At 72.4% G+C, this 23,031-nt stretch carries 13 protein-coding genes; 9 read left to right on the plus strand and 4 right to left on the minus strand.

Translation table 11 applies throughout. The features are described from left to right. The coding region (locus PV341_RS29075; RefSeq protein ID WP_500359389.1) for a GAF domain-containing protein at positions 1–1,553 on the minus strand (1,553 nt) is incomplete at its 3' end. Positions 1,554–1,999: 446 nt separating this feature from the next. Between PV341_RS29075 and PV341_RS29080 the strand changes: the two genes are divergently transcribed. From PV341_RS29080 to PV341_RS29120, 9 genes are all read left to right on the plus strand, one after another. Then, positions 2,000–7,315, plus strand: a complete 5,316-nt coding sequence (locus tag PV341_RS29080) for a HAMP domain-containing protein (protein WP_500329094.1) — start codon at positions 2,000–2,002, stop codon at positions 7,313–7,315. Positions 7,316–7,573: 258 nt separating this feature from the next. Then, a complete protein-coding gene (locus tag PV341_RS29085; protein ID WP_431965404.1) occupies positions 7,574–8,254 on the plus strand; it encodes a response regulator in 681 nt (226 codons plus the stop codon). A 114-nt stretch (positions 8,255–8,368) separates the two neighbouring features. Further along, positions 8,369–11,002: a DNA translocase FtsK gene (locus tag PV341_RS29090; protein ID WP_500329087.1), complete on the plus strand. Its 2,634-nt coding sequence runs from the start codon at positions 8,369–8,371 to the stop codon at positions 11,000–11,002. 220 nt (positions 11,003–11,222) lie between these two features. Further along, positions 11,223–12,023, plus strand: a complete 801-nt coding sequence (locus tag PV341_RS29095; RefSeq protein ID WP_500329086.1) for a helix-turn-helix domain-containing protein — start codon at positions 11,223–11,225, stop codon at positions 12,021–12,023. Positions 12,024–12,137: 114 nt separating this feature from the next. Then, positions 12,138–13,622, plus strand: a complete 1,485-nt coding sequence (rimO, locus tag PV341_RS29100) for a 30S ribosomal protein S12 methylthiotransferase RimO (protein WP_500329085.1) — start codon at positions 12,138–12,140, stop codon at positions 13,620–13,622. Then, entirely contained in the window at positions 13,619–14,356 is a 738-nt protein-coding gene (gene pgsA, locus PV341_RS29105) for a CDP-diacylglycerol--glycerol-3-phosphate 3-phosphatidyltransferase (RefSeq protein ID WP_500329084.1), read from the plus strand. Before rimO ends, pgsA begins: the two co-directional genes overlap by 4 nt. Next, positions 14,353–14,895 carry a CinA family protein gene (locus tag PV341_RS29110; RefSeq protein WP_500329083.1) on the plus strand — a complete coding sequence of 181 codons (543 nt, stop codon included), beginning with the start codon at positions 14,353–14,355 and terminating at the stop codon, positions 14,893–14,895. Before pgsA ends, PV341_RS29110 begins: the two co-directional genes overlap by 4 nt. Positions 14,896–14,989: 94 nt before the next feature. Further along, positions 14,990–15,373 (plus strand): helix-turn-helix domain-containing protein, encoded by a 384-nt coding sequence (locus PV341_RS29115; protein ID WP_018561778.1) that lies wholly within the window; start codon positions 14,990–14,992, stop codon positions 15,371–15,373. A gap of 161 nt (positions 15,374–15,534) precedes the next feature. Further along, positions 15,535–16,005, plus strand: coding sequence for a Dps family protein (locus PV341_RS29120; protein WP_500329082.1), 471 nt, complete (start codon positions 15,535–15,537; stop codon positions 16,003–16,005). A 538-nt stretch (positions 16,006–16,543) separates the two neighbouring features. Here the strand turns inward: PV341_RS29120 and PV341_RS29125 are convergent. From PV341_RS29125 to PV341_RS29135, 3 genes are read right to left on the minus strand one after another with little or no spacing between them, the layout of a single operon-like run. After that, complete coding sequence (locus tag PV341_RS29125) at positions 16,544–17,341, minus strand: SDR family NAD(P)-dependent oxidoreductase (protein WP_500329081.1); 798 nt, start codon at positions 17,339–17,341, stop codon at positions 16,544–16,546. Positions 17,342–17,373: 32 nt separating this feature from the next. Further along, entirely contained in the window at positions 17,374–18,198 is an 825-nt protein-coding gene (locus PV341_RS29130) for a DNA-formamidopyrimidine glycosylase family protein (RefSeq protein ID WP_499514364.1), read from the minus strand. Positions 18,199–18,215: 17 nt separating this feature from the next. Further along, the gene (locus tag PV341_RS29135) at positions 18,216–22,925 is read right to left on the minus strand and encodes an ATP-dependent helicase (RefSeq protein ID WP_500329080.1); all 4,710 of its coding nucleotides are present in this window, start codon (positions 22,923–22,925) and stop codon (positions 18,216–18,218) included. Between the last annotated feature and the right edge of the window lie 106 nt (positions 22,926–23,031).

Consider the following 23,031-nt stretch of genomic DNA (forward strand, 5'->3'; position numbering starts at 1 on the left):
GCCTGGGCGAGGCGGGACAGCAGGGCCTTGATGCCGTCGATGCGGTCCTCGTCCTCGTGCAGGACGAAGGCGAGTTCGGGTTCCGAGGCCTGGTCGGCGATGGTGTAGACGGCGCACCAGCTGGCCAGGGTGGGCACGGTCATCTGGGCCATCAGGGCGAGCGTCTGGTCGCGTTCCAGCGTGCCCGCCAGCAGGTCGGAGGCCTCCACCAGGAAGGACAACGAGCCGCGGCGCAGCCGCTCGAGCTCGGTGAGGCGGGCGCTCTCCACCGCCAGCGCGATGCGGTCGGCGGCGAACTGCAGCCGCAGCGCCTCCTCGTTGGTGTAGCGGCCGGGGCTCTCCGCGGCGACGCCGAGCGAGCCGGTGAGGCGGCCCTCGACCTTGAGGGGGACGGTGACGATCGAGCGCATGCCGGTGCCGGCGAGCAGCGGGACGGCGCCGGGCACCGCCGTGAGGTCCTCGTGGACGGCGGGCATGCGGGCGCTGCCGTAGCGGCCGGTGCCGGCCTCGACGGGGACCCGTGCGAAGCGCTGCCGGGCGGAGGGGAGGCCGGTCGAGGCGCGCACCTCGAGCTCGGTCTCGTCGTCGGTGGCGAGCAGCAGGTAGGCGGCGTCGCCGTCGAGCATGTCGCGGGCCCGCTCCACGGTGCGCTGCAGCAGCCCGTCGAGGTCGTCGGGGGCGGGGGAGCCGATGAAGGACTCGAACGGGTCCACGGCCTTGCCGCGTTCGACGCCGCCCTCGACGGAGATCATCCCGCGGCCGGGGTTCTGCAGGACGGCGCGTTCGTCCTCGCGCACCAGCAGGCACACGGTGGACGGCTCGCCGGAGGCGTCGCGGACCCGCAGGTGCGCGCCGTAGACGGGCAGGGTGCGGCCGTCCGCGCCGCGGATGCCGTAACTGCCCTCCCAGCGGGACAGCCGCAGGGCCTCGGCGATGCCGTGGCCGGTGCCGGGGGTCTGCGGCCAGGCGGCGAAGTCGCCGAGCGGTTTGCCGGTGATCTGGTCGCCGAGGTGGCCGAAGAGCTCGGCGGCGTCCTGGTTCCAGCGGGTGATGATGCCTGCGCGGTCGACCTGCACGACCGCGACGCGGACCCGCTCGTCGGCGAGCGGCAGCGCCTGGACGGGCAGGGCGGGACCCGCGGAACGGGTGCCCGCGGGGCGCTGGGGGAGTTCCAGGCGGAACCAGACGTGCTTGTTGGCGGCGGTGTACTCCACGCCCCAGCGGCTGGCAAGTGCCGAGCACAGGAGCAGCCCGCGGCCGCCCTCGTGGTCGGGGTGGATCTGCTTCTTGGCGTCGTGGAGAGGAAGCTCACGTTCCGGGTAGCGGTCGGCGACCTCGATGCGCACGGCGGACTCGTAGCGCAGGCAGTGGACGTCCGCGGCGGTGCCGGCGTGCACCACGGCGTTGGTGACGAGTTCACTGGTGAGTACGACGGCGTCGTCGACCACCTCGGAGAAGCCCCAGCCCTGGAGCGTGTCGCGGACGAACGCGCGTGCGGTGGCGACCGAGCGTCCCACGGGTTCGAAGGTGGCCGCTGCCCGCGCCGTGATCACAGATCTCCTTGTTTGTCCCGGGACGTCACCATTCGTCGTCCGCTGTACTGTCACCACCGGCCCCCACTTCGAGGTGTACGCCCGGCCCAAGGTGGGCAACCGCATGCCAGGTTACTTACCCCCGGCGACCGCGTGTGTGCCGGTTGGGGGTGTTCCTGCCCCGATCATGACGCCGGTCATATGCGATGCTGCCGAACTGTTATGGCCGGGCCCGGGCATGGTGAAACACTGGTCATGTCTGAACGAGGCACCTGCAGGTCGGTCGACCCTCCGGGAGGGACACGGTGGAGTCTGGCGCATCGGCGCGAGGCGGCGCGGCATCCGCGGCGAAGCGGGGCGGTTCCGCACGGGTGAAGAACGCGCGGTCGCGTAAGAGCGGGGCCGGTACGGGGACCGTCGAGGTCGACTCGGCGGCCCTGCACCGGCTGCTGTCGGCGCTGGAGTCCATGCGGGACGGCAACTTCCGCAAGCGGCTGACGGTCACCGGCGACGGGGTCATGGCGGAGATCTCCGCGGTGTTCAACGAGGTCGCCGACCGCAACCAGCACCTCACCGGGGAGCTGGCGCGGGTGCGGCGGGTCGTGGGCCGCGAGGGCAAGCTCGCCGAGCGCCTGGAGACGGGGGCGTGCGAGGGCGCCTGGGCGGCGGCCATCGACGCCTCCAACGCGCTCGTGGACGACCTCGTGCGCCCCATGTCCGAGGTCGGCCGGGTGCTGTCGGCGGTCGCCGAGGGTGACCTGGAGCAGCGGATGGACCTGCGCTCGCAGGGCGCCGACGGTTCGGGGCATCCGCTGCGCGGCGAGTTCCTCAAGGTGGGCCGCACCGTCAACGGGCTGGTCGACCAGCTGTCCACGTTCACCGACGAGGTGACCCGGGTGGCGAGCGAGGTCGGCACCGAGGGCAAGCTCGGCGGCCAGGCGCGGGTGCGCGGTATGTCCGGTTCGTGGAAGGACCTGACGGACTCGGTCAACACCATGGCGTCCCGTCTGACGGCCCAGGTGCGTGACATCGCCCTCGTCACGACGGCGGTCGCCAAGGGCGACCTGTCGCGCAAGGTCACCGTGCACGTGGCCGGCGAGATGCTGGAGCTGAAGAACACCGTCAACACGATGGTCGACCAGCTCTCCTCCTTCGCCGCCGAGGTGACCCGCGTCGCACGCGAGGTGGGCACCGAGGGCCAGCTGGGCGGCCAGGCCAAGGTGGCCGGTGTCGACGGCGTGTGGAAGGACCTCACGGACTCCGTCAACCTGATGGCCGGCAACCTGACGGCCCAGGTGCGCGACATCGCCCAGGTGACGACGGCGGTCGCCAACGGCGACCTGTCGCAGAAGATCACCATCGGCGCGCGCGGCGAGGTCGCGCAGCTCGCCGAGACCGTCAACGCGATGACCGAGACGCTGCGCACCTTCGCCGACGAGGTGACCCGTGTCGCGGGCGAGGTCGGGGCGGAGGGCCGCCTCGGCGGCCAGGCGCAGGTGCCGGGCGCGGCGGGCACCTGGAAGGACCTCACCGACTCGGTGAACACCGCGTTCCGCAACCTGACCGGCCAGGTGCGGGACATCGCGCAGGTGACGACGGCGGTCGCCAACGGCGACCTGTCGCAGAAGGTCACGGTGGACGTCTCCGGCGAGATGCTGGAGCTGAAGAACACCGTGAACACGATGGTCGACCAGTTGTCGGCCTTCGGCGCCGAGGTGACCCGGGTCGCGCGCGAGGTCGGCGTCGAGGGTGAACTCGGCGGCCAGGCGCAGGTGCCGGGTGCCGCGGGTCTGTGGAAGGACCTCACCGACTCGGTGAACACCGCGTTCCGCAACCTGACCGGCCAGGTCCGCAACATCGCGCAGGTGACGACGGCGGTCGCCAACGGCGACCTGTCGCAGAAGGTCACGGTGGACGTCTCCGGCGAGATGCTGGAGCTGAAGAACACCGTCAACCGCATGGTGGACCAGCTCTCCTCGTTCGCCGGGCAGGTCACCCGCATGGCCCGGGACGTGGGCACGGAGGGCCGCCTCGGCGGTCAGGCCCGCGTCGACGGCGTGAGCGGCGTGTGGAAGGAGCTGACGGACTCCGTCAACTTCATGGCGGGCAACCTCACCTCGCAGGTCCGCCAGATCGCCCAGGTGACGACCGCGGTGGCCCGCGGTGACCTGTCCCAGAAGGTCGACGTCGACGCGCGCGGCGAGATCCTGGAGCTGAAGAACACCATCAACACGATGGTCGACCAGCTCTCCTCGTTCGCCGAGCAGGTGACCCGGGTGGCCCGTGAAGTGGGCACCGAGGGCCGGCTGGGCGGCCAGGCGCAGGTGCCTGGCGTCGCCGGTGTGTGGCGCGACCTCACCGACTCCGTGAACGGCATGGCGGGCAACCTGACCGCACAGGTCCGCAACATCGCCCAGGTGGCGACCGCGGTGGCCCGCGGTGACCTGTCCCAGAAGATCGACGTCGACGCGCGCGGCGAGATCCTGGAGCTCAAGAACGTCCTCAACACGATGGTCGACCAGCTCTCGTCCTTCGCCGAGCAGGTGACCCGGGTGGCCCGCGAGGTGGGCACCGAGGGCATCCTGGGCGGCCAGGCCGAGGTGAAGGGCGTGTCGGGCACCTGGAAGGACCTGACGCAGTCCGTCAACTTCATGGCGAACAACCTGACGATGCAGGTCCGCAACATCGCCGAGGTCACCACCGCGGTCGCCCAGGGCGACCTGTCGAAGAAGATCACCGTCGACGCCAAGGGCGAGATCCTCGCCCTGGTCACCACCGTCAACACGATGGTGGACCAGCTGTCCGCGTTCGCCGACGAGGTGACCCGGGTGGCCCGTGAGGTGGGCACCGAGGGCCAGCTGGGCGGTCAGGCCCGGGTTCGGGACGTCTCCGGCATCTGGAAGGACCTCACCGACAACGTCAACCTGATGGCCAACAACCTGACCAGCCAGGTGCGTTCGATCTCCTCCGTCGCCACCGCCGTCGCCAACGGCGACCTCACCAAGAAGATCACCGTCGAGGCGCGCGGCGAGGTCGCCCAGCTCGCCGAGACCATCAACACGATGGTGGACACGCTCTCCGCCTTCGGTGACGAGGTGACCCGGGTGGCCCGCGAGGTGGGCACCGACGGCATCCTCGGCGGCCAGGCGCGCGTGCCGGGTGTGTCCGGCTCGTGGAAGGACCTCACCGAGTCGGTGAACAACATGGCCTCCAACCTGACCGGCCAGGTCCGCAACATCGCCATGGTCACCACCGCGGTCGCCCGCGGCGACCTGTCCAAGAAGATCGACGTCGACGCGCACGGCGAGATCCTGGAGCTGAAGACGACCATCAACACGATGGTCGACCAGCTGTCTGCTTTCGGTGACCAGGTGACCCGGGTGGCCCGCGAGGTGGGCACCGAGGGCCGGCTGGGCGGCCAGGCGCGCGTGCCGGGCGTGTCCGGCATCTGGAAGGACCTCACCGAGTCGGTGAACCTGATGGCGAACAACCTGACCCGTCAGGTGCGCAACATCGCCCAGGTGGCCACCGCGGTGACCCGCGGCGACCTCAACATCCGCACGGACGTGGACGCGGCGGGCGAGATCCTGGAGCTCCAGGACTACATCAACACCATGATCGTCCGACTCCGCGAGACCACGCTCGCCAACAAGGAGCAGGACTGGCTCAAGGGCAACCTCGCCCGCATCTCCGGTCTGATGCAGGGCCGCCGCGACCTCAACGACGTGGCGGCGCTCATCATGAGCGAGCTGACCCCGGTGGTCTCCGCCCAGCACGGCGCCTTCTTCATCGCGGAGGAGCCGGCCGGCGGGGAGGAGATCGAGGAGGGCTACGAGCTGCGGCTGTCCGGCTCGTACGGCTTCTCCAAGCGCACGATGCCGACGGTGTTCCTGCCCGGCGAGGGGCTGATCGGCACGGCGGCGGTAGAGAAGCGCTCGATCCTGGTGGAGGACGTCCCGCCGGGCTACCTGAGGATCTCCTCCGGGCTCGGCGAGGCGCCGCCGGCCCACGTCATCGTGCTGCCGGTGGTGTTCGAGGACCGGGTGCTGGGTGTGATGGAGCTGGCCTCCTTCCAGCCGCTCACGCAGATCCAGAAGGACTTCCTCGGCCAGATCACCGACATGATCGCGGTCAGCGTGAACACCATCAGCGTGAACACCAAGACCGAGTACCTGCTGGAGCAGTCGCAGGAGCTGACCGAACAGCTGCGGGAGCGCTCGGCGGAGCTGGAGAACCGGCAGAAGCAGCTGGAGATGTCCAACACGGAGCTGGAGGAGAAGGCGGAGCTGCTGGCCCGCCAGAACCGGGACATCGAGGTGAAGAACACCGAGATCGAGGAGGCCCGGCAGGTCCTGGAGGAGCGCGCCGAGCAGCTGGCCGTCTCGATGCGCTACAAGTCCGAGTTCCTGGCCAACATGTCGCACGAGCTGCGCACCCCGCTGAACTCGCTGCTCATCCTGGCCAAGCTGCTCGCGGACAACGCCGAGGGCAACCTGTCGCCGAAGCAGGTCGAGTTCGCCGAGACGATCCACGGCGCCGGCTCCGACCTGCTGCAGCTCATCAACGACATCCTGGACCTGTCCAAGGTCGAGGCGGGCAAGATGGACGTCAGCCCGACCCGCATCGCCCTGGTCCAGCTGGTCGACTACGTGGAGGCGACGTTCCGCCCGCTCACCGCGGAGAAGGGCCTGGACTTCTCCGTACGGGTCTCCCCGGAGCTGCCCGCCACGCTCCACACCGACGAGCAGCGGCTGCTGCAGGTGCTGCGCAACCTGCTGTCGAACGCGGTGAAGTTCACCGACAGCGGTTCGGTCGAGCTGGTCATCCGCCCGGCCGGTCCCGACGTGCCGCAGGCCATCCGGGAGCAGTTGCTGGAGTCCGGCTCGCTGCGGGGCGCGGACGAGCCGCTGATCGCCTTCTCGGTGACCGACACGGGCATCGGCATCGCGGCGAGCAAGATGCGGGTCATCTTCGAGGCCTTCAAGCAGGCGGACGGCACCACCAGCCGCAAGTACGGCGGCACGGGCCTGGGCCTGTCCATCAGCCGGGAGATCGCCCGGCTGCTCGGCGGCGAGATCCACGCCGACAGCCAGCCCGGCCGCGGCTCGACCTTCACCCTCTACCTGCCGCTCAACACCACCGAACTGCCGCTCCAGGGCTACCCGCAGCTCCCCGGCGGTGAGGCCGGGGAGCTCGAGGGGGCGCCGGCCGAGCCGTTCCACGTCCCGGCCCACGGTCACGTGGCCGTGCGCGGCCGGGGCGCGGGCAGCAGCCTGGCCCGGCTGCGCCGGCGTTCCGCGGCACCGCGGCCCGCCGCGGCCGCCGGGCCGGTGGAGCGCGCCGCGCTGCCCGAGTCGTGGGTGGAGGGGGCGCACAGCGACGCCTACACCGGTTTCGCGGGCGGGTTCAGCGGTGAGAAGGTGCTCATCGTGGACGACGACATCCGCAATGTCTTCGCCCTCACCAGCGTGCTGGAGCAGCACGGGCTGACCGTGCTGTACGCCGAGAACGGCCGGGAGGGGATCGAGGTCCTGGAGCAGCACGACGACGTCGCGGTCGTCCTGATGGACATCATGATGCCCGAGATGGACGGCTATGCGACCACGGCCGCGATCCGCAGGATGCCCCAGTTCGCGGGGCTGCCGATCATCGCGCTGACGGCCAAGGCGATGAAGGGCGACCGCGAGAAGAGCATCGAGTCCGGGGCGTCCGACTACGTCGCCAAGCCGGTGGACACCGACCACCTCCTCGCGGTGATGGAGCAGTGGATGCAGTCCAGGTGACGCCACGTTGGGTGAGCGGCCGGGCAACGGACGGTGAACGCCCATGACTCGGCGTGTGTGAAGAGGTGTGAGAGTGCGGGATTCTGGGAACCTTCTGGTCTCCGCTTGCGTTTCTGCTACGTGCACAGTGACATGGCGGTGACAGGGTGTGGCGGACAGCGGGGTGCGGCTACCATGACCGGCACAAGGACGGGCGGCACTCAGGAGTCGTCCATGGGGGCGGCGACCGGTGCAGTGCCGGGGCGAGGAGGGCGGGCCATGGTGCAGAAGGCCAAGATCCTCCTGGTCGATGACCGGCCGGAGAATCTGCTGGCGCTGGAGGCCATCCTCTCCGCGCTCGATCAGACCCTGGTGCGGGCATCGTCCGGGGAGGAAGCGCTCAAGGCGCTGCTGACCGACGACTTCGCGGTGATCCTGCTCGACGTCCAGATGCCGGGCATGGACGGGTTCGAGACCGCGGCGCACATCAAGCGGCGCGAACGCACCCGCGACATCCCGATCATCTTCCTGACCGCCATCAACCACGGGCCGCACCACACCTTCCGCGGCTACGCGGCCGGCGCGGTGGACTACATCTCCAAGCCCTTCGACCCGTGGGTGCTGCGCGCCAAGGTGTCGGTCTTCGTCGAGCTCTACATGAAGAACTGCCAGCTGCGCGAGCAGGCCGCCCTGCTCCGGCTGCAGCTGGAACAGGGCGCGCGGCAGGGCGGCAACGGCGCCAAGGAGCCCGTGGGCCTGCTCGCCGAGCTCTCCGCACGGCTCGCCGCGGTGGAGGAGCAGGCGGAGGCGCTGTCCAAGCAGCTCGACGAGTCCGCGGACGCGGCGGCGGTGGCCACGGCCGCCCATCTGGAGCGGAAGCTGACCGGCCTGCGCCGCGCGCTGGACGCGCTGGAGCCGGGCACGGGCGGCGGCGACAAGAAGATTCCCCCGCAAGAGTGAAGCGTGTGCGCCACTTGATGCAGTGTCATCCATGGCGCAACTGGGGCACGACACGGATGGCGGTATGCGTGGCCACGCGTGTCGTGCACGGGGCGGAACGGTAACCTCACCACCATGGCCTCACGTACGTCCGGCACCGCCAAGAAGGCTGCCGCCAAACCTGCGGCCAAGCCCGCGGCGAAGAAGGCCCCCGCGAAGAAGGCGGCGGCCAAGAAGCCGCCTGCCAAGGCGGCGGCGGCCAAACCCGCGCCGAAGCCCGCGCCGTCCCCCACCGGCGGCGTCTACCGGCTCGCGCGAGCGGTCTGGCTCGGCCTGGCGCACACCGTGGGCGCCCTCTTCCGCGGCGTCGGGCGCGGCGCGCGCGGGCTCGACCCGGCGCACCGCAAGGACGGCCTGGCGCTGCTGCTGCTCGGCCTCGCGCTGGTCGTCGCCACCGGCACGTGGTCGGACCTGCGCGGTCCGGTGGGCGACCTGGTCGAGATACTGATCACCGGGCTGTTCGGGCGGCTGGACCTGCTCGTGCCGTTCCTCGTCGGTGCCGTCGTCTGGCGGCTGATGCGCCACCCGCAGAAGTCCGACGCCAACGGGCGCATCGTCATCGGCCTGACCACCCTCGCCGTCGGTGTACTGGGCCTGGTGCACATCGGCTGCGGTTCCCCCGGCCGCGGGCAGGGCGCCGACGCGATCCGCGACGCGGGCGGCCTGATCGGCTGGGCGGCGTCCGCGCCGCTCGACTACACCGTCGGCGCACCGCTGGCGGTGGCGCTGCTGGCGCTGCTCACCTTCTTCGGGCTGCTGGTCACCACCGCGACCCCGGTCAACGCCATCCCCCGGCGGCTGCGCGAACTCGGCATCCGGCTGGGCCTGGTGGAGGACCAGGGCAGCGCCGGGACCGAGGACGACGCCGTGCCGTTCAGCGACCTGCTGGAGGAGGAGACCGCCCCGCAGGACGGCGGGGAGAAGTCGCGCCGCCGGTCCAGGCGCCGCGAGGAGCGGCCGGAACTGCCCGATCTCAGGCCCAGCGACGGACTGGACGCGGTCGACCTCGCCTACGGCGTGGCCGCCGACCTCGACGGCGCCCTCGCCTACGGCGTGCCCGGCTCCTCCGTCGTCGCGGACCTCGTCAGCCACTCCCTGCCGCAGGCCCGGGACACCGGGGAAGCCGCCGCCGAGGACTCCGCCGACCGGTCCGTGCCCGACCTCACCAAGCGCGCGGCGCCCGAGCAGGGCCCGCCGCTGCCGCCGCGCGCCGAGCAGCTCCAGTTGTCCGGCGACGTCACCTACGGCCTGCCGTCCCTGGACCTGTTGGAGCGCGGCGGTCCAGGACGCACCCGCAGCGCCGCCAACGACGCCGTGGTCGAGTCGCTGACGAGCGTCTTCTCGCAGTTCAAGGTGGACGCACGGGTCACCGGCTTCACGCGAGGTCCGACGGTGACCCGTTACGAGGTGGAACTCGGCCAGGCCGTCAAGGTCGAGCGGATCACCGCCCTCGCCAAGAACATCGCGTACGCCGTGGCCAGTCCGGACGTGCGGATCATCAGCCCGATCCCCGGCAAGTCGGCGGTGGGCATCGAGATCCCCAACAGCGACCGGGAGATGGTCAACCTCGGCGACGTGCTGCGCTCGGCGGAGGCCGCCGGCGAGGAGCACCCGATGACGGTGGGCCTCGGCAAGGACGTCGAGGGCGGCTACGTCATGGCCAACCTCGCGCGCATGCCGCACATCCTCGTCGCGGGTGCCACCGGATCCGGCAAGTCCTCCTGCATCAACTGCCTGATCACCTCGATCCTGGCGCGCGCCACGCCCGACGAGGTGCGGATGGTGCTGGTCGACCCCAAGCGCGTCGAGCTGACCGCGTACGAGGGCGTCCCGCACCTCATCACCCCGATCATCACCAACCCCAAGCGGGCCGCCGAGGCGCTGCAGTGGGTCGTGCGCGAGATGGACCTGCGCTACGACGACCTCGCCGCCTACGGCTTCCGGCACATCGACGACTTCAACGCGGCTGTGCGCTCGGGCAAGGTGAAGCCGCCGGAGGGCAGCGAGCGGGAGCTCGCGCCCTACCCCTACCTGCTGGTGATCGTGGACGAGCTGGCCGACCTGATGATGGTCGCGCCGCGGGACGTCGAGGACGCGATCGTCCGCATCACCCAGCTCGCCCGGGCCGCCGGCATCCACCTCGTGCTGGCCACCCAGCGGCCCAGCGTCGACGTCGTCACGGGTCTCATCAAGGCCAACGTGCCCTCCAGGCTGGCCTTCGCGACCTCGTCGCTCGCCGACAGCCGGGTCATCCTCGACCAGGCCGGCGCCGAGAAGCTGATCGGAAAGGGTGACGGGCTGTTCCTGCCGATGGGCGCGAACAAGCCGGTCCGCATGCAGGGCGCCTTCGTCACCGAGGACGAGATCCACGCCGTCGTCGCCCACTGCAAGGCGCAGTTGACCCCCGCCTACCGTGACGACGTGGTCGTCGGCTCGGGCCCGAAGAAGGAGATCGACGAGGAGATCGGCGACGACCTGGACCTGTTGTGCCAGGCCGCGGAACTGGTCGTCTCCACGCAGTTCGGCTCGACTTCGATGCTCCAGCGGAAACTGCGTGTCGGCTTCGCGAAAGCGGGCAGGCTCATGGACCTGATGGAATCGCGCGGGATCGTCGGACCCAGCGAGGGGTCGAAGGCCCGTGACGTACTGGTCAAGCCGGACGAGATGGACGGAGTGCTCGCCCTGCTCCGGGGCGAGGCCGGTTCGTAGCCATTCCGTGGCTCACTCGTAAGTGGGTTGGACGCAACCGTTGCTCCCGCCCGTACGTCAAGTTAGTGCAGGGGGAAGGCGTATGGCCGACTGTCATCGGCGCCGGGAAAGACGGCAATCCTGATGGCGGACAAACAACGCCCGCCCGCTTGCCCGTCCTTTTGCACACCCCCCTAGACTGAGTCTCCAGCAGGTGGCTGCACGCTCGAAAGGCGCCCCCGTGTCCATCGGCAACCCGCCCCCCGACGACCGGCTCTCGGTCGGTCGCGCCCTCGCCCAGGCCCGCATCGCCGCGGGTCTGACCGTCGACGAGGTCAGTACCACAACGCGTGTGCGCCCGCCCATCGTGCACGCGATCGAGCAGGACGATTTCTCCCGCTGTGGCGGCGACGTGTACGCCCGCGGCCACATCCGGGCGCTCGCGCGCGCCGTGGGCCTCGATCCCGAGGCCCTGATCCAGCAGTTCTCGGCGGAGCACGGCAGTGCGCCCGCCCCCACCCCGGTGGCGCCGCTGTACGAGGCGGAGCGGATGAGGTCCGAGCCGCGCCGCCCCAATTGGACCGCCGCCATGGTCGCGGCGATCGTCGCCGTCATCGGTTTCGTCGGGTTCACCCTGTTCAGCGGTGGCGAGGACGGCGGCAAGGAACCGGTGGCGGGCAAGCCCAGTGCGGCGAGCCCGGCGGCCGAGCCGTCCGGCAACCCCACGAGCTCCGCGCCGAGGCCCGAGGAGTCCGACAGCGCGATCGCCGCGGCGCCGGCCGACAAGGTCACGGTCAAGCTCACCGCCCAGAACGACAAGAGCTGGATCCAGGCGGTGGACAGCAACGGAAAGCAGCTCTACCAGGGCAGTCTGGAGCCGGGCGACTCCAAGACCTTCACCGACAAGAGCAAGATCAACCTCATCATCGGCAACGCGGGCGCGGTCCACCTCTTCGTCAACGGCAAGGACCTCGGGCCCGCGGGCGACCCCGGTCAGGTCCAGCGCCTCACCTTCACCCCCGGCGACCCGGAAGCAGGGTGACGCCCGGTTCCACGGGCGCGCACGGACACCGCGGCGCCCGGCGCGGGACACCCGTCCCGGCGCCGGGCGCCGCTGCGCGTCGGAGCCCCGTCGGGGACAAAGTAGGCTGAGCCTATGTCCGAACCCCGTACCGTCGCTCTTGTCACGCTCGGCTGCGCCCGTAACGAGGTGGATTCCGAGGAGCTCGCCGGCCGGCTGGCGGCGGACGGGTGGCAGCTCGTCGAGGACGCCGCCGCCGCCGACGTGGCCGTCGTGAACACCTGTGGCTTCGTCGAGGCCGCCAAGAAGGACTCCGTCGACGCCCTGCTGGAGGCCAACGACCTCAAGGGCCACGGCCGCACCCAGGCCGTCGTCGCGGTCGGCTGCATGGCCGAGCGCTACGGGAAGGAGCTGGCCGAGGCCCTGCCCGAGGCGGACGGCGTGCTCGGCTTCGACGACTACGCGAACATCTCCGACCGCCTGCAGACGATCCTCTCCGGCGGTGTCCACGCCTCCCACACCCCGCGCGACCGCCGCAAGCTGCTCCCGGTCAGCCCGGCCGCCCGGCAGGCCGTGAGCGAGGTCGCGCTGCCCGGCCACGCGCAGAGCGCCACGGAGCCGGTCCCCGCCCCCGCGGACCTGCCCGAGGGCGTCGCGCCCGCCTCCGGGCCGCGCGCACCGCTCCGCCGCCGCCTGGACAGCAGCCCGGTGGCCTCCGTGAAGCTGGCCTCCGGCTGCGACCGCCGCTGCTCCTTCTGCGCCATCCCGTCCTTCCGGGGCTCCTTCATCTCCCGCCGCCCCTCGGACGTGCTCGGCGAGACGCGCTGGCTGGCCGAGCAGGGCGTCAAGGAGGTCATGCTGGTCAGCGAGAACAACACCTCGTACGGCAAGGACCTCGGCGACATCCGGCTGCTGGAGACGCTGCTGCCGGAACTGGCCGCCGTCGACGGCATCGAGCGGATCCGGGTCAGCTACCTGCAGCCCGCCGAGATGCGCCCGGGCCTGATCGACGTGCTGACCTCGACGCCCAAGGTCGCGCCGTACTTCGACCTGTCCTTCCAGCACTCCGCCCCCGGGGTGCTGCGCGCGATGCGCCGCTTCGGCGACACCGAGCGCTTCCTGGAGCTGCTCGACACCATCCGCTCCAAGGCGCCGGAGGCCGGGGTCCGCTCCAACTTCATCGTCGGCTTCCCGGGCGAGTCGGCGGCGGACCTGGAGGAGCTGGAGCGCTTCCTGGGCGCCGCCCGGCTCGACGCCATCGGCGTCTTCGGCTACTCCGACGAGGAGGGCACCGAGGCGGCCGGCTACGACGGCAAGCTCGACGAGGACGTCGTCGCCGAGCGGCTGGCCCGGGTCTCGCGGCTGGCCGAGGAGCTGACCGCGCAGCGTGCCGAGGAGCGGCTGGGCTCGACGGTGCAGGTGCTGGTCGACTCCGTCGACGAGGAGGAGGGGGCGGTCGGCCGCGGTGCCCACCAGGCGCCGGAGACCGACGGCCAGGTCGTCCTGACCTCCCGCGCGGGCCTGGTGCCCGGATCGTTCGTCGCGGCGAAGGTGGTGGACACCGAAGGCGTCGACCTCGTCGCGGAGCCGCTTGGCACGACGCAGGAGGCGCGCAGATGACGGGAGTCCCGGCGTCCGCCGCCGGCAACCACCGGTCCGCACCCGCCGCCCCGGCGGCCGCGGTCCGGCGGCCTTCGTTGTGGAACATCGCCAACGTCCTGACGATGGTGCGGTTGCTGCTGGTGCCGGGCTTCGTCGTGCTGCTCGTGCACGACGACGGGCACGACCCGGCGTGGCGCTCCTTCGCGTGGGCGGCGTTCGCCATCGCGATGATCACCGATCTCTTCGACGGCGAGCTGGCCCGGCGCTACGGGCTGGTCACCGACTTCGGCAAGATCGCCGACCCGATCGCCGACAAGGCGATCATGGGCGCGGCGCTGATCGGGCTCTCGGCCCTCGGGGACCTGCCCTGGTGGGTCACCGCGGTGATCCTCTTCCGCGAGCTGGGCATCACGCTGATGCGGTTCTGGGTGATCCGCTGGGGGGTGATCCCGGCCAGCCGGGGCGGCAAGCTGAAGACGCTCACCCAGGGCGTCGCCGTCGGCATGTACATCCTGATCCTCACCGGGCCGCTGGCGACGCTGCGGGCGGTGCTGATGGGCGCCGCGGTGGTGCTGACCGTGGTGACGGGCCTGGACTACGTGCGCCAGGCCGTCGTCATGCGCCGGGCCGGACTGGCCGCGCAGCGCGCGGCCGCCGTGCGCCGGGCGCACGAGGGCGCGGACGAGGAGGAGGGGGCGCTCGCGGAGGACGTCCCGCTGGAGTTCCCGGAGGAGCAGGGACAGGGCGCGTGAACGTCGCCGCCGAGGTGCTGGGGCTGCTGGAGGGGCGGCAGCAGTGGCTCGCCGTCGCCGAGTCGCTGACCGGTGGCCTGGTCGCCGCCGAGCTGACCTCGGTGCCCGGCGCCTCCAGGTCCTTCCGCGGTTCGGTCACCGCGTACGCCACCGAACTGAAGCGGGACGTGCTGGGCGTGGACGGCGCGCTGCTGGCCGAACGCGGGGCCGTCGACCCCGACGTCGCGCGGGGGATGGCGGAGGGCGTGCGGCGCGTGCTGCGCGCCGACTGGGGGCTGTCCACCACCGGAGTCGCCGGCCCGGACCCGCAGGACGGACAGCAGGTCGGGACGGTCTTCGTGGCGGTCGCCGGGCCGACCGGCTCGTGGTGCGAGAGACTGCAGTTGAACGGCGACCGTGCCGAAATCCGTACCACCACCGTGAACGCCGTTCTGACCCTCTTGCAGCAGACGCTCCTGACGGGCGGGGGAACACCCGACGAATCCCCGACGGCGAAGGGTAGGGAAGACAGCGGGGGGAAGGGATGTTTGCAGCCCTGAGTGAACACGTCATCGCTCCCCGCACGGCCGGTGTCGGAGGCGGTACGGTGGGGCAAGAAGGTTGCGAATTCGCGGTCCGAGGAGGGAGCCACCGATGATTCTGCTCCGTCGCCTGCTCGGTGACGTGCTGCGTCGGCAGCGCCAGCGTCAGGGCCGCACCCTGCGTGAGGTCTCCTCATCCGCCCGGGTCTCCCTGGGCTATCTGTCGGAGGTCGAACGAGGGCAGAAGGAGGCTTCCTCCGAACTGCTCTCCGCGATCTGTGACGCCTTGGACGTCCCGATGTCCGAGGTGATGCGGGAGGTCAGCGACGATCTGGCGCTTGCCGAACTCGCCGAGTCGGCTGCTGTCGGGTCGGCAGCCGCGCCTATGCGGCCGCTGCTGGGCGCGGTTCCGTCCGTACCGTCCGGTCCGGACGAGCGGGTCACCATCAAGGCGCCGAAGGCGCCCACCGAGGCCGTGGACGTCGTCGCGGCCTGAGCGACACCAAGCAGTTCCGAACCGTGGCCCCGGCCGGTGGGCAACCGGCCGGGGCCACGGCGTGTCCGCGTGTGGTCCGCGGATCCGGGGAAGGCGCTCATGAGGCGGGGCCGCCGTGGAGGTGGTCCTGCGACGCCAGGCAATTCCCGAGGAGGAGCAGCATGACCGTCGTGAAGAGCACGCTGCCCGAGGCCGACCGCAAGACCGTCGGTGAGGCCCTGCAGCACACCCTCAGCGATCTCATCGACCTGTCGCTCGTCGCCAAGCAGGTGCACTGGAACGTGGTCGGGGCGCGGTTCCGGTCGGTCCACCTCCAGCTCGACGACGTGGTGACCACCGCGCGGACCTACGCCGACACGGTCGCGGAGCGGGCGGCCGCGATCGGGGTGACGCCGGACGGGCGCGCGGGGACGGTCTCCAAGAGCAGCAGGATCGACGAGGTGCCGGACGGCTGGATCAAGGACGAGAAGGTGGTCTCGGTCATGATCGTGGCGCTGGACGCCGTGATCAGGCGGGTGCGCCAGGGGATCGAGGCGACGGAGAAGCCCGATCCGGTGAGCCAGGACATCCTGATCGGGCTCGCCGCCGAGCTCGAGAAGCACCACTGGATGTTCCAGGCCGAGAACGTCTAGGCCGGCGGGGCGTCGTCGGCGGGAGCATCGGGGCCGGTCGCCCTGGGTTGCGCTCGGGCGGCGGAATGTCGCAGGTAGTAGCCGTACGTGTCCTCCTTCCGGGTGAACGTCGTGCGGGGTGGGGCGGCAGAGGTCTAGAGATCTTGCCGGAAGGGGATCGCACCTGTGTACGGGGAAAGCCCGGGATTGGGTCCCTGGTGATACCCGCCGCAACCTCGGGGCTCCGAAGGAGGCGGCCATGCACGTTCTCCGCCTGTTTCACGAGCTGTGGGCCCGGCGGCCGGTCCGCTGGGCGATCGCTTTCGTCGCGGGAGTGGTGTGGTGGTGGGCCCTGCTGAGGCTCATCGCCCAGCCCGCGCAGGCAGGCTCCTTCGAGGGCCTGGTCGTCGCCGGTGGCTGGGGGCTCAGCATCGTCCCCCTGCACACGGCGAGGTGGTCACGGGGATCATCAGCCGCCGCTCCGGCGGCCGTCCGTGAGGTTGAGGGCCCGGCGCCGGGAGGGCTGCCGGGAAGACTTCCGGGTCCGCGAAGTCAGTCACTACCAGGGCATGACGACGCCCCCGTTGGGGCGCAGGATCTGGCCGGTCGTGAAGGCTGAGGCGTCGGAGGCCAGGAAGAGCACGGTGTGCGCCACGTCCTGCGGGTCGCCCACACGGCCCAGGGGCGCGGCGCGCACCAGCGCCTCCTCGGCGCGCGCCTGGGCCCGCTCGTCGAAGAGGCCGTCCGGGCCGGTGCCGTGGTGGCTCGTCATCGGCGTGCGGATGAAGCCGGGCGCCACGGCATTGGCCCGCACGCCGCGGGGTCCCAGCTCCGTGGCGAGGGTCCGGGTCAGCTGGACGACGGCGGCCTTCGAGACGCTGTAGCAGAGCAGCCCGCGGGCGCCGGTGTCGATGGCTCCGGAGGCCATGGTGACGATGCTGCCGGCACCGCGCTCGGCCATCGGGCGGGCGGCCTCGCGGGCGCAGTGCAGCACCCCCTTGAAGTTCACCGACAGCACCCGGTCCAGGTCGGCCTCGTCGGTGTCCAGGACGGAACTGGAGTGCATGACGCCCGCGATGGCGGCCAGGACGTCCAGCCGTCCGTGGGTGGCCACGATCGCCGCGACCGCCTCGGCCACCTGGGCGCGGTCGGTGACGTCCACGGCACGCGCCTCCGCCGCGCCGCCGGCCTTCACGGCGAGCCCGGCGGTGTGCCGGGCGCCCGGCTCGTCCACGTCCGCGCACGTCACGGTGGCCCCGGCCTGGGCGAGCAGCAGCGCCGAGGCCCGGCCGATGCCGCTGGCGGCGCCGGTGACCAGAGCGGTGCGCCCGGTGAGGTCGTACGCCGGTACGGTCATGCGGCGACGGTACGACCGGATCTGACGGTCCGTCAATTGGTGTGCCGCGGCGCCGGTGCGGACGCGGGCGCGGGGCCGCGCTGGCATTGCGGGCACCAGTACGTCGCACGGGTCTGGCCGGGCGGGCCCAGCTCGGCGACGCGGATCGCCGTCCCGCAGCGCAGGCAGCCGTGCCGGTCCCGGCGGTACACCCAGTGCGTCCGGCCGCGCCGGGTGTCGCCGGTGGTGATGTGGCCGTGCCGGGTCTTGTTGGCCTGCAGCAGCTTCCTGGCGAGCTCGACGACCCGTTCGGGCTCGGGGACCTCCCCGACCGGCATCCAGGGCGTGACGCCGCGCAGGAAGCACACCTCGCACTTGTAGACGTTGCCGATGCCCGCCAGATTGCGCTGGTCCAGCAGCGCCTCCCCGACCGGCCGGGCCGGGTCGGCGGTCAGCCGGCGCAGCGCCTCGGCCGGATCCCAGTCCGGGCCCAGCAGATCGGGACCGAGGTGGCCGACGGCCCGGTCCTCCTCGGCGGTGCGCAGCAGCTCCAGCACGGGCAGCCGGTAGCCGACCGCGACCCGCTCGGCGTTGGCGAGGACCGCCCGGACCTGGTGGTCGGGACCGCCCCGCCAGCGCTCACCGGGTGCGTACAACTGCCAGGAACCGTCCATGCGCAGATGCGAGTGGAGGGTCAGCCCGCCCTCGACCCGGATCAGCAGGTGCTTGCCGCGGGCCACGACCTCCTCCACGCGGCGTCCCGACAGGTCGGTCGTCGCCAGCCGCGGCACACGCAGGTCCGCACGGAGCAGTACGTGCCCCGCCAGCGCCCAGTGCAGCCGGTGCGCGGCCAGCCAGATCGTGTCGCCCTCGGGCACGGATCCCCCTGTCCCGTTCAGGCCCGCAGCCGCAGGCCGCGGGGTGTCGCATGGAAGCCGGCCGCCTCCAGGGCCCGGCCGAGCACCGAGGTGAGGGCGGACTCGCCGTTCGTGCGTTCCACCGTGAGCCGGCCGAGCGCACCGTCACGCACGGCCAGGGCGAGCGCGTCGGCGGCCGCCTGCAACCGCTCCTCGTCCGCGCCGGCGCCTCCCCGGCCGTCGCCCTCCGCCGCGGAGGTGCCGGGCCAGGCCAGCAGGGTCTTGCCGCCGCGCTCCACGTACAGCGTGAGCTCGCCGTCGACCAGGACGACCAGGGCCCCCGCCTTGCGTCCCGGCCGGTGGGTCACCCCGGCGGGCTGCTCGGGCCAGGGCAGGGCGGCGCCGTAGGCGTTGGCCGGGTCGGCCGCGGCCAGCACCACGGTGCGGGCCTTGTCGTGCCGGGCGTCCTCGCGGTCCCGGGCGTTGCTGATGGCCCGCAGGCGGTCCACCGCGCCGTCCATGGCGAACTGGGCCGCGCCCAGCCCCTCCACGACGTAGCCTCGGCGCGCCTGGCCGGTCTCCTCGAAGGCCGACAGGACGCGGTACGCGGCGGAGAAGCCGCCCTCCACACCCTCGGCGGCCACCGCCCCCCGGGTGACCACGCCGTGCCGGTCCAGCAGCGCGTGGGTGAGGGCGTGCGCCCGGTGCGTCGCGTCGGGCTCCGCCTCCGGTACCAGGGACCAGCGGCCCGCGGTCGTCGGCGGCCCGCCCCGTGACGCCGTCACGCGGGGCGCGGGCCGGCCGGTGCGGGCCGTGAAGGCGCCGTAGCGGCCACGGGGCACCGCGCGCGGCGCCCGGTGCGCGGTGGAGCCCGCCGTACGGCCGGAGCCGAGCAGGGCGCGCAGCGGCGCGAGCGTGTCGTTGGTCAGCCGGCCCGACCAGGCCAGCTCCCAGACCACCTCGGCCAGTTCCGGATCGGACAGCTCGTGCCCGGCGGCGCGGACCTGTTCGGAGATCTGCCGGAAGAACAGTCCGTAGCCGCCCGAGAGCCCGTCCAGGACCGCGTGGTGCACCGGGGAGAGCTCCAGCGGCTGGGGCTGCGGCAGCAACAGGGGCGCGGTGTCCGCGAGATACAGCGACAGCCAGCCGTCCTTGCCCTGCAGGGCGCCGGCCCCCGCCCACACGATCTCGCCCGCCGACGTCAGCTCGTCCAGCATTGCCGGGGTGTAGTCCGCCACACGGGCGGGCAGGACCAGCTTCTCCAGGGCCGAGGCGGGGACGGCGGCGCCCTGCAACTGCTCGACGGCCCGCACCAGACCGTCGAGGCCGCGCAGGCCGTGCGTGCCCACGTGCTGCCACTGCGGCAGGAAGGTGGCCAGCGTGGCCGGCGGCACGGGTTCCAGTTCGTGCCGCAGCGCCGCCAGCGAGCGCCGCCGCAGCCGCCGCAGCACACCGGCGTCGCACCACTCGTGGCCCGCGCCGCCGGGCCTGAACTCGCCCTGCACGACCCGGCCGGACGCGGCGAGCCGGTGCAGGGTGCCGTCGGCGACGGCGGTGCCCAGGCCGAAGCGCTGGGCGGCCTCGGCCGAGGTGAACGGCCCGTGCGTACGGGCGTAGCGGGCCAGCAGATCCGCCAGCGGGTCCTTGACGGGCTCGGTGAAGGCCTCCGGCACACCGACCGGCAGGGCGGTGCCCAGGGCGTCCCGCAGCCGCCCGGCGTCCTCCACGGCGGCCCAGCGGTCCACGCCCGCGACGCGGACCCGGATCGCCCGGCGCGCGCCCTCCAGCCCGGCCGCCCAGCCCGGTTCCGCTCCGCGCGCGGCCAGCTCGGCGTCGTCCAGCGGGCCCAGCAGGCGCAGTACGTCGGCGACCCCCTCGGGACCCTTGATCCGCCGGTCCTCGGTAAGCCACTGCAGCTCTTGCTCCAGTTCCACCATCTCGTCGGCGTCGAGCAGCTCGCGCAGCTCGGCCTGGCCCAGCAGCTCCGCCAGCAGCCGGGAGTCCAGCGAGAGCGCCGCGGCGCGCCGCTCGGCCAGCGGCGAGTCGCCCTCGTAGAGGAACTGCGCCACGTAGCCGAAGAGCAGCGACTTGGCGAACGGCGACGGTTCGGGCGTCGTCACCTCGACCAGCCGCACCTTGCGGGACTCGATGTCGCCCATCAGCTCGACCAGCCCGGGGACGTCGAAGACGTCCTGCAGGCACTCGCGGACCGCCTCCAGCACGATCGGGAACGAACCGAACTCCGAGGCCACCTGGAGCAATTGGGCGGCCCGCTGGCGCTGCTGCCACAGCGGCGTGCGCTTGCCGGGGTCCCGGCGGGGCAGCAGCAGCGCACGGGCCGCGCACTCCCGGAACCGGGACGCGAACAGCGCGGAACCGCCGATCTGGTCGGTGACGAGCTGCTCGACCTCGCCCTTGTCGAAGGCGACGTCTGCGGCGCCGACCGGGGACTGGTCGGCGTCGTACTCGGTGCCCTGCCGCGCCGGGTCCACGTCCAGCAGGTCCAGGCCCATCAGATCCGCGTCCGGCAGACGCAGCACGATGCCGTCGTCGGCGTGCATCACCTGCGCGTCGAAGCCGTACCGCTCACCGAGCCGGGCACCCAGCGCGAGCGCCCATGGGGCGTGGACCTGGGCGCCGAAGGGGGAGTGGACGACCACCCGCCAGTCGCCCAGCTCGTCCCGGAAGCGCTCCACCACGATGGTGCGGTCGTCGGGCACATGGCCGCAGGCCTTGCGCTGCTCCTCCAGGTAGGCCAGCACATTGTCGACCGCCCACGGGTCCAGCCCCGCCGCGGCCAGCCGGGCCCGGCCCTTGCGCGGGTCCAGGGCGGCGACCTCGCGCAGGAACGCGCCGAGGGCGCGGCCCAGCTCGAGCGGGCGGCCGAGCTGGTCGCCCTTCCAGAACGGCAGCCGCCCGGGCACGCCCGGGGCGGGGGAGACCAGCACCCGGTCGCGGGTGATGTCCTCGATCCGCCACGAGGTCGTGCCCAGGGTGAAGACGTCTCCCACCCGGGACTCGTAGACCATCTCCTCGTCGAGCTCGCCGACCCGGCCGCCGCCCTTCTTCGGGTCGGCGCCGGCCAGGAACACCCCGAACAGCCCGCGGTCGGGGATCGTGCCGCCCGAGGTCACCGCCAGGCGCTGCGCGCCGGGCCGGGCCGCCACCGTGTTCGCCACCCGGTCCCACACCACGCGCGGCCGGAGCTCCGCGAAGGCGTCCGACGGATAGCGCCCGGCCAGCATGTCCAGCACCGCGGTGAACGCCGAGTGCGGCAGCGCGGCGAAGGGCGCGGCCCGGCGTACCATCGCCAGCAGTTCGTCGACGTCCCAGGTGTCCAGCGCCGTCATCGCGACCAGTTGCTGCGCCAGGACGTCCAGCGGGTTGGCCGGGATGCGCAACGCCTCGATCGCGCCCTCCCGCATCCGCTCGGTGACCACCGCCGACTGCACGAGGTCGCCGCGGTACTTGGGGAAGACCACCCCGGTCGAGACCGCCCCCACCTGGTGTCCTGCCCGGCCCACGCGCTGCAGCCCGGACGCCACCGAGGGCGGCGACTCCACCTGGACGACCAGGTCCACCGCGCCCATGTCGATGCCCAGCTCCAGGCTGGACGTGGCGACGACGGCCGGCAGCCGCCCGGCCTTGAGGTCCTCCTCCACCAGGGCGCGCTGCTCCTTGGAGACCGAGCCGTGGTGCGCCCTGGCCAGCAGCGGCGGCGCCCCGCGCGCCGCGCCGGACTGCGCCATGATCTCCGCGGGCGGCGCGCCCTCGGGCAGGGGCTCGCCCATGGCCCGTTCGTAGGCGATCTCGTTGAGCCGGTTGCACAGCCGCTCGGCCAGGCGGCGCGAGTTGGCGAAGACGATCGTGGAGCGGTGGTCCTGCACCAGGTCGGCGATGCGCTCCTCGACGTGCGGCCAGATCGAAGGCCGCGGGTCGTCGCCCTCGGTGGCGGGGGAGCCGCCGAGCTCGCCCAGGTCCTCGACGGGGACGACCACCGACAGGTCGAACTCCTTCTGCGACGGGGGCTGGACGACCGTCACCTTGCGCTGCGGCGACAGGAAGCGCGCCACCTCGTCCACCGGGCGGACCGTCGCCGACAGGCCGATGCGCCGCGCGGGGCGCTCCAGCAGCTCGTCCAGCCGCTCCAGCGACAGCGCCAGGTGCGCACCGCGCTTCGTCCCGGCGACGGCGTGCACCTCGTCGAGGATCACCGTCTCGACGCCGCGCAGCGACTCCCGGGTCGAGGAGGTCAGCATCAGGAACAGCGACTCGGGGGTCGTGATCAGGATGTCCGGCGGCCGGGTGGCGAGCGCGCGCCGCTCGGCCGCCGGGGTGTCGCCCGAGCGGATGCCCACCCGCACCTCAGGCTCCGGCAGCCCCAGCCGCACGGACTCGTGCCGCAGGCCGGTCAGCGGACTGCGCAGGTTGCGCTCCACGTCGACGGCGAGCGCCTTCAGGGGGGACACGTACAGCACGCGGCATCGGCGCTTGGCCTCGGCCGGCGGCGGCGTCGACGCCAGCCGGTCCAGGGCGGCAAGGAACGCCGCCAGCGTCTTCCCGGAGCCCGTGGGGGCCACCACGAGCACGTCGGACCCCCCGGCGATCGCGCGCCAGGCCCCCGCCTGCGCGGCGGTGGGCGCGCTGAAGGCCCCCGTGAACCACGCGCGCGTGGCGGGGGCGAACGCGTCGAGGGCCCCCGCCGGATCCCGCTCCTCCGGGGTGGCCCCAGTGCTCCGTCGCGACATGCCATCCATCCTGCCTCGCCCCACTGACAAACCGCCCCCCTCCGTGCGCGCACGCGGTCCTTCCCGGGCAGGACGGGCGGGCGGAGGGCGGGTACGGCGCAGAATG

Source organism: Streptomyces sp. PA03-1a (genome assembly GCF_033792805.1).
Lineage (GTDB): Bacteria > Actinomycetota > Actinomycetes > Streptomycetales > Streptomycetaceae > Actinacidiphila.

Excerpts from the sequence above, each read along its gene's own strand:
- PV341_RS29135 (WP_500329080.1), bottom strand. The coding sequence starts at position 22,925 with ATGTCGCGACGGAGCACTGGGGCCACCCCGGAGGAGCGGGATCCGGCG.
- PV341_RS29125 (WP_500329081.1), bottom strand. The coding sequence starts at position 17,341 with ATGACCGTACCGGCGTACGACCTCACCGGGCGCACCGCTCTGGTCACC.
- PV341_RS29080 (WP_500329094.1), top strand. The coding sequence starts at position 2,000 with ATGCGGGACGGCAACTTCCGCAAGCGGCTGACGGTCACCGGCGACGGG.
- PV341_RS29085 (WP_431965404.1), top strand. The coding sequence starts at position 7,574 with ATGGTGCAGAAGGCCAAGATCCTCCTGGTCGATGACCGGCCGGAGAAT.
- PV341_RS29115 (WP_018561778.1), top strand. The coding sequence starts at position 14,990 with ATGATTCTGCTCCGTCGCCTGCTCGGTGACGTGCTGCGTCGGCAGCGC.
- PV341_RS29120 (WP_500329082.1), top strand. The coding sequence starts at position 15,535 with ATGACCGTCGTGAAGAGCACGCTGCCCGAGGCCGACCGCAAGACCGTC.
- PV341_RS29090 (WP_500329087.1), top strand. The coding sequence starts at position 8,369 with ATGGCCTCACGTACGTCCGGCACCGCCAAGAAGGCTGCCGCCAAACCT.
- pgsA (WP_500329084.1), top strand. The coding sequence starts at position 13,619 with ATGACGGGAGTCCCGGCGTCCGCCGCCGGCAACCACCGGTCCGCACCC.
- rimO (WP_500329085.1), top strand. The coding sequence starts at position 12,138 with ATGTCCGAACCCCGTACCGTCGCTCTTGTCACGCTCGGCTGCGCCCGT.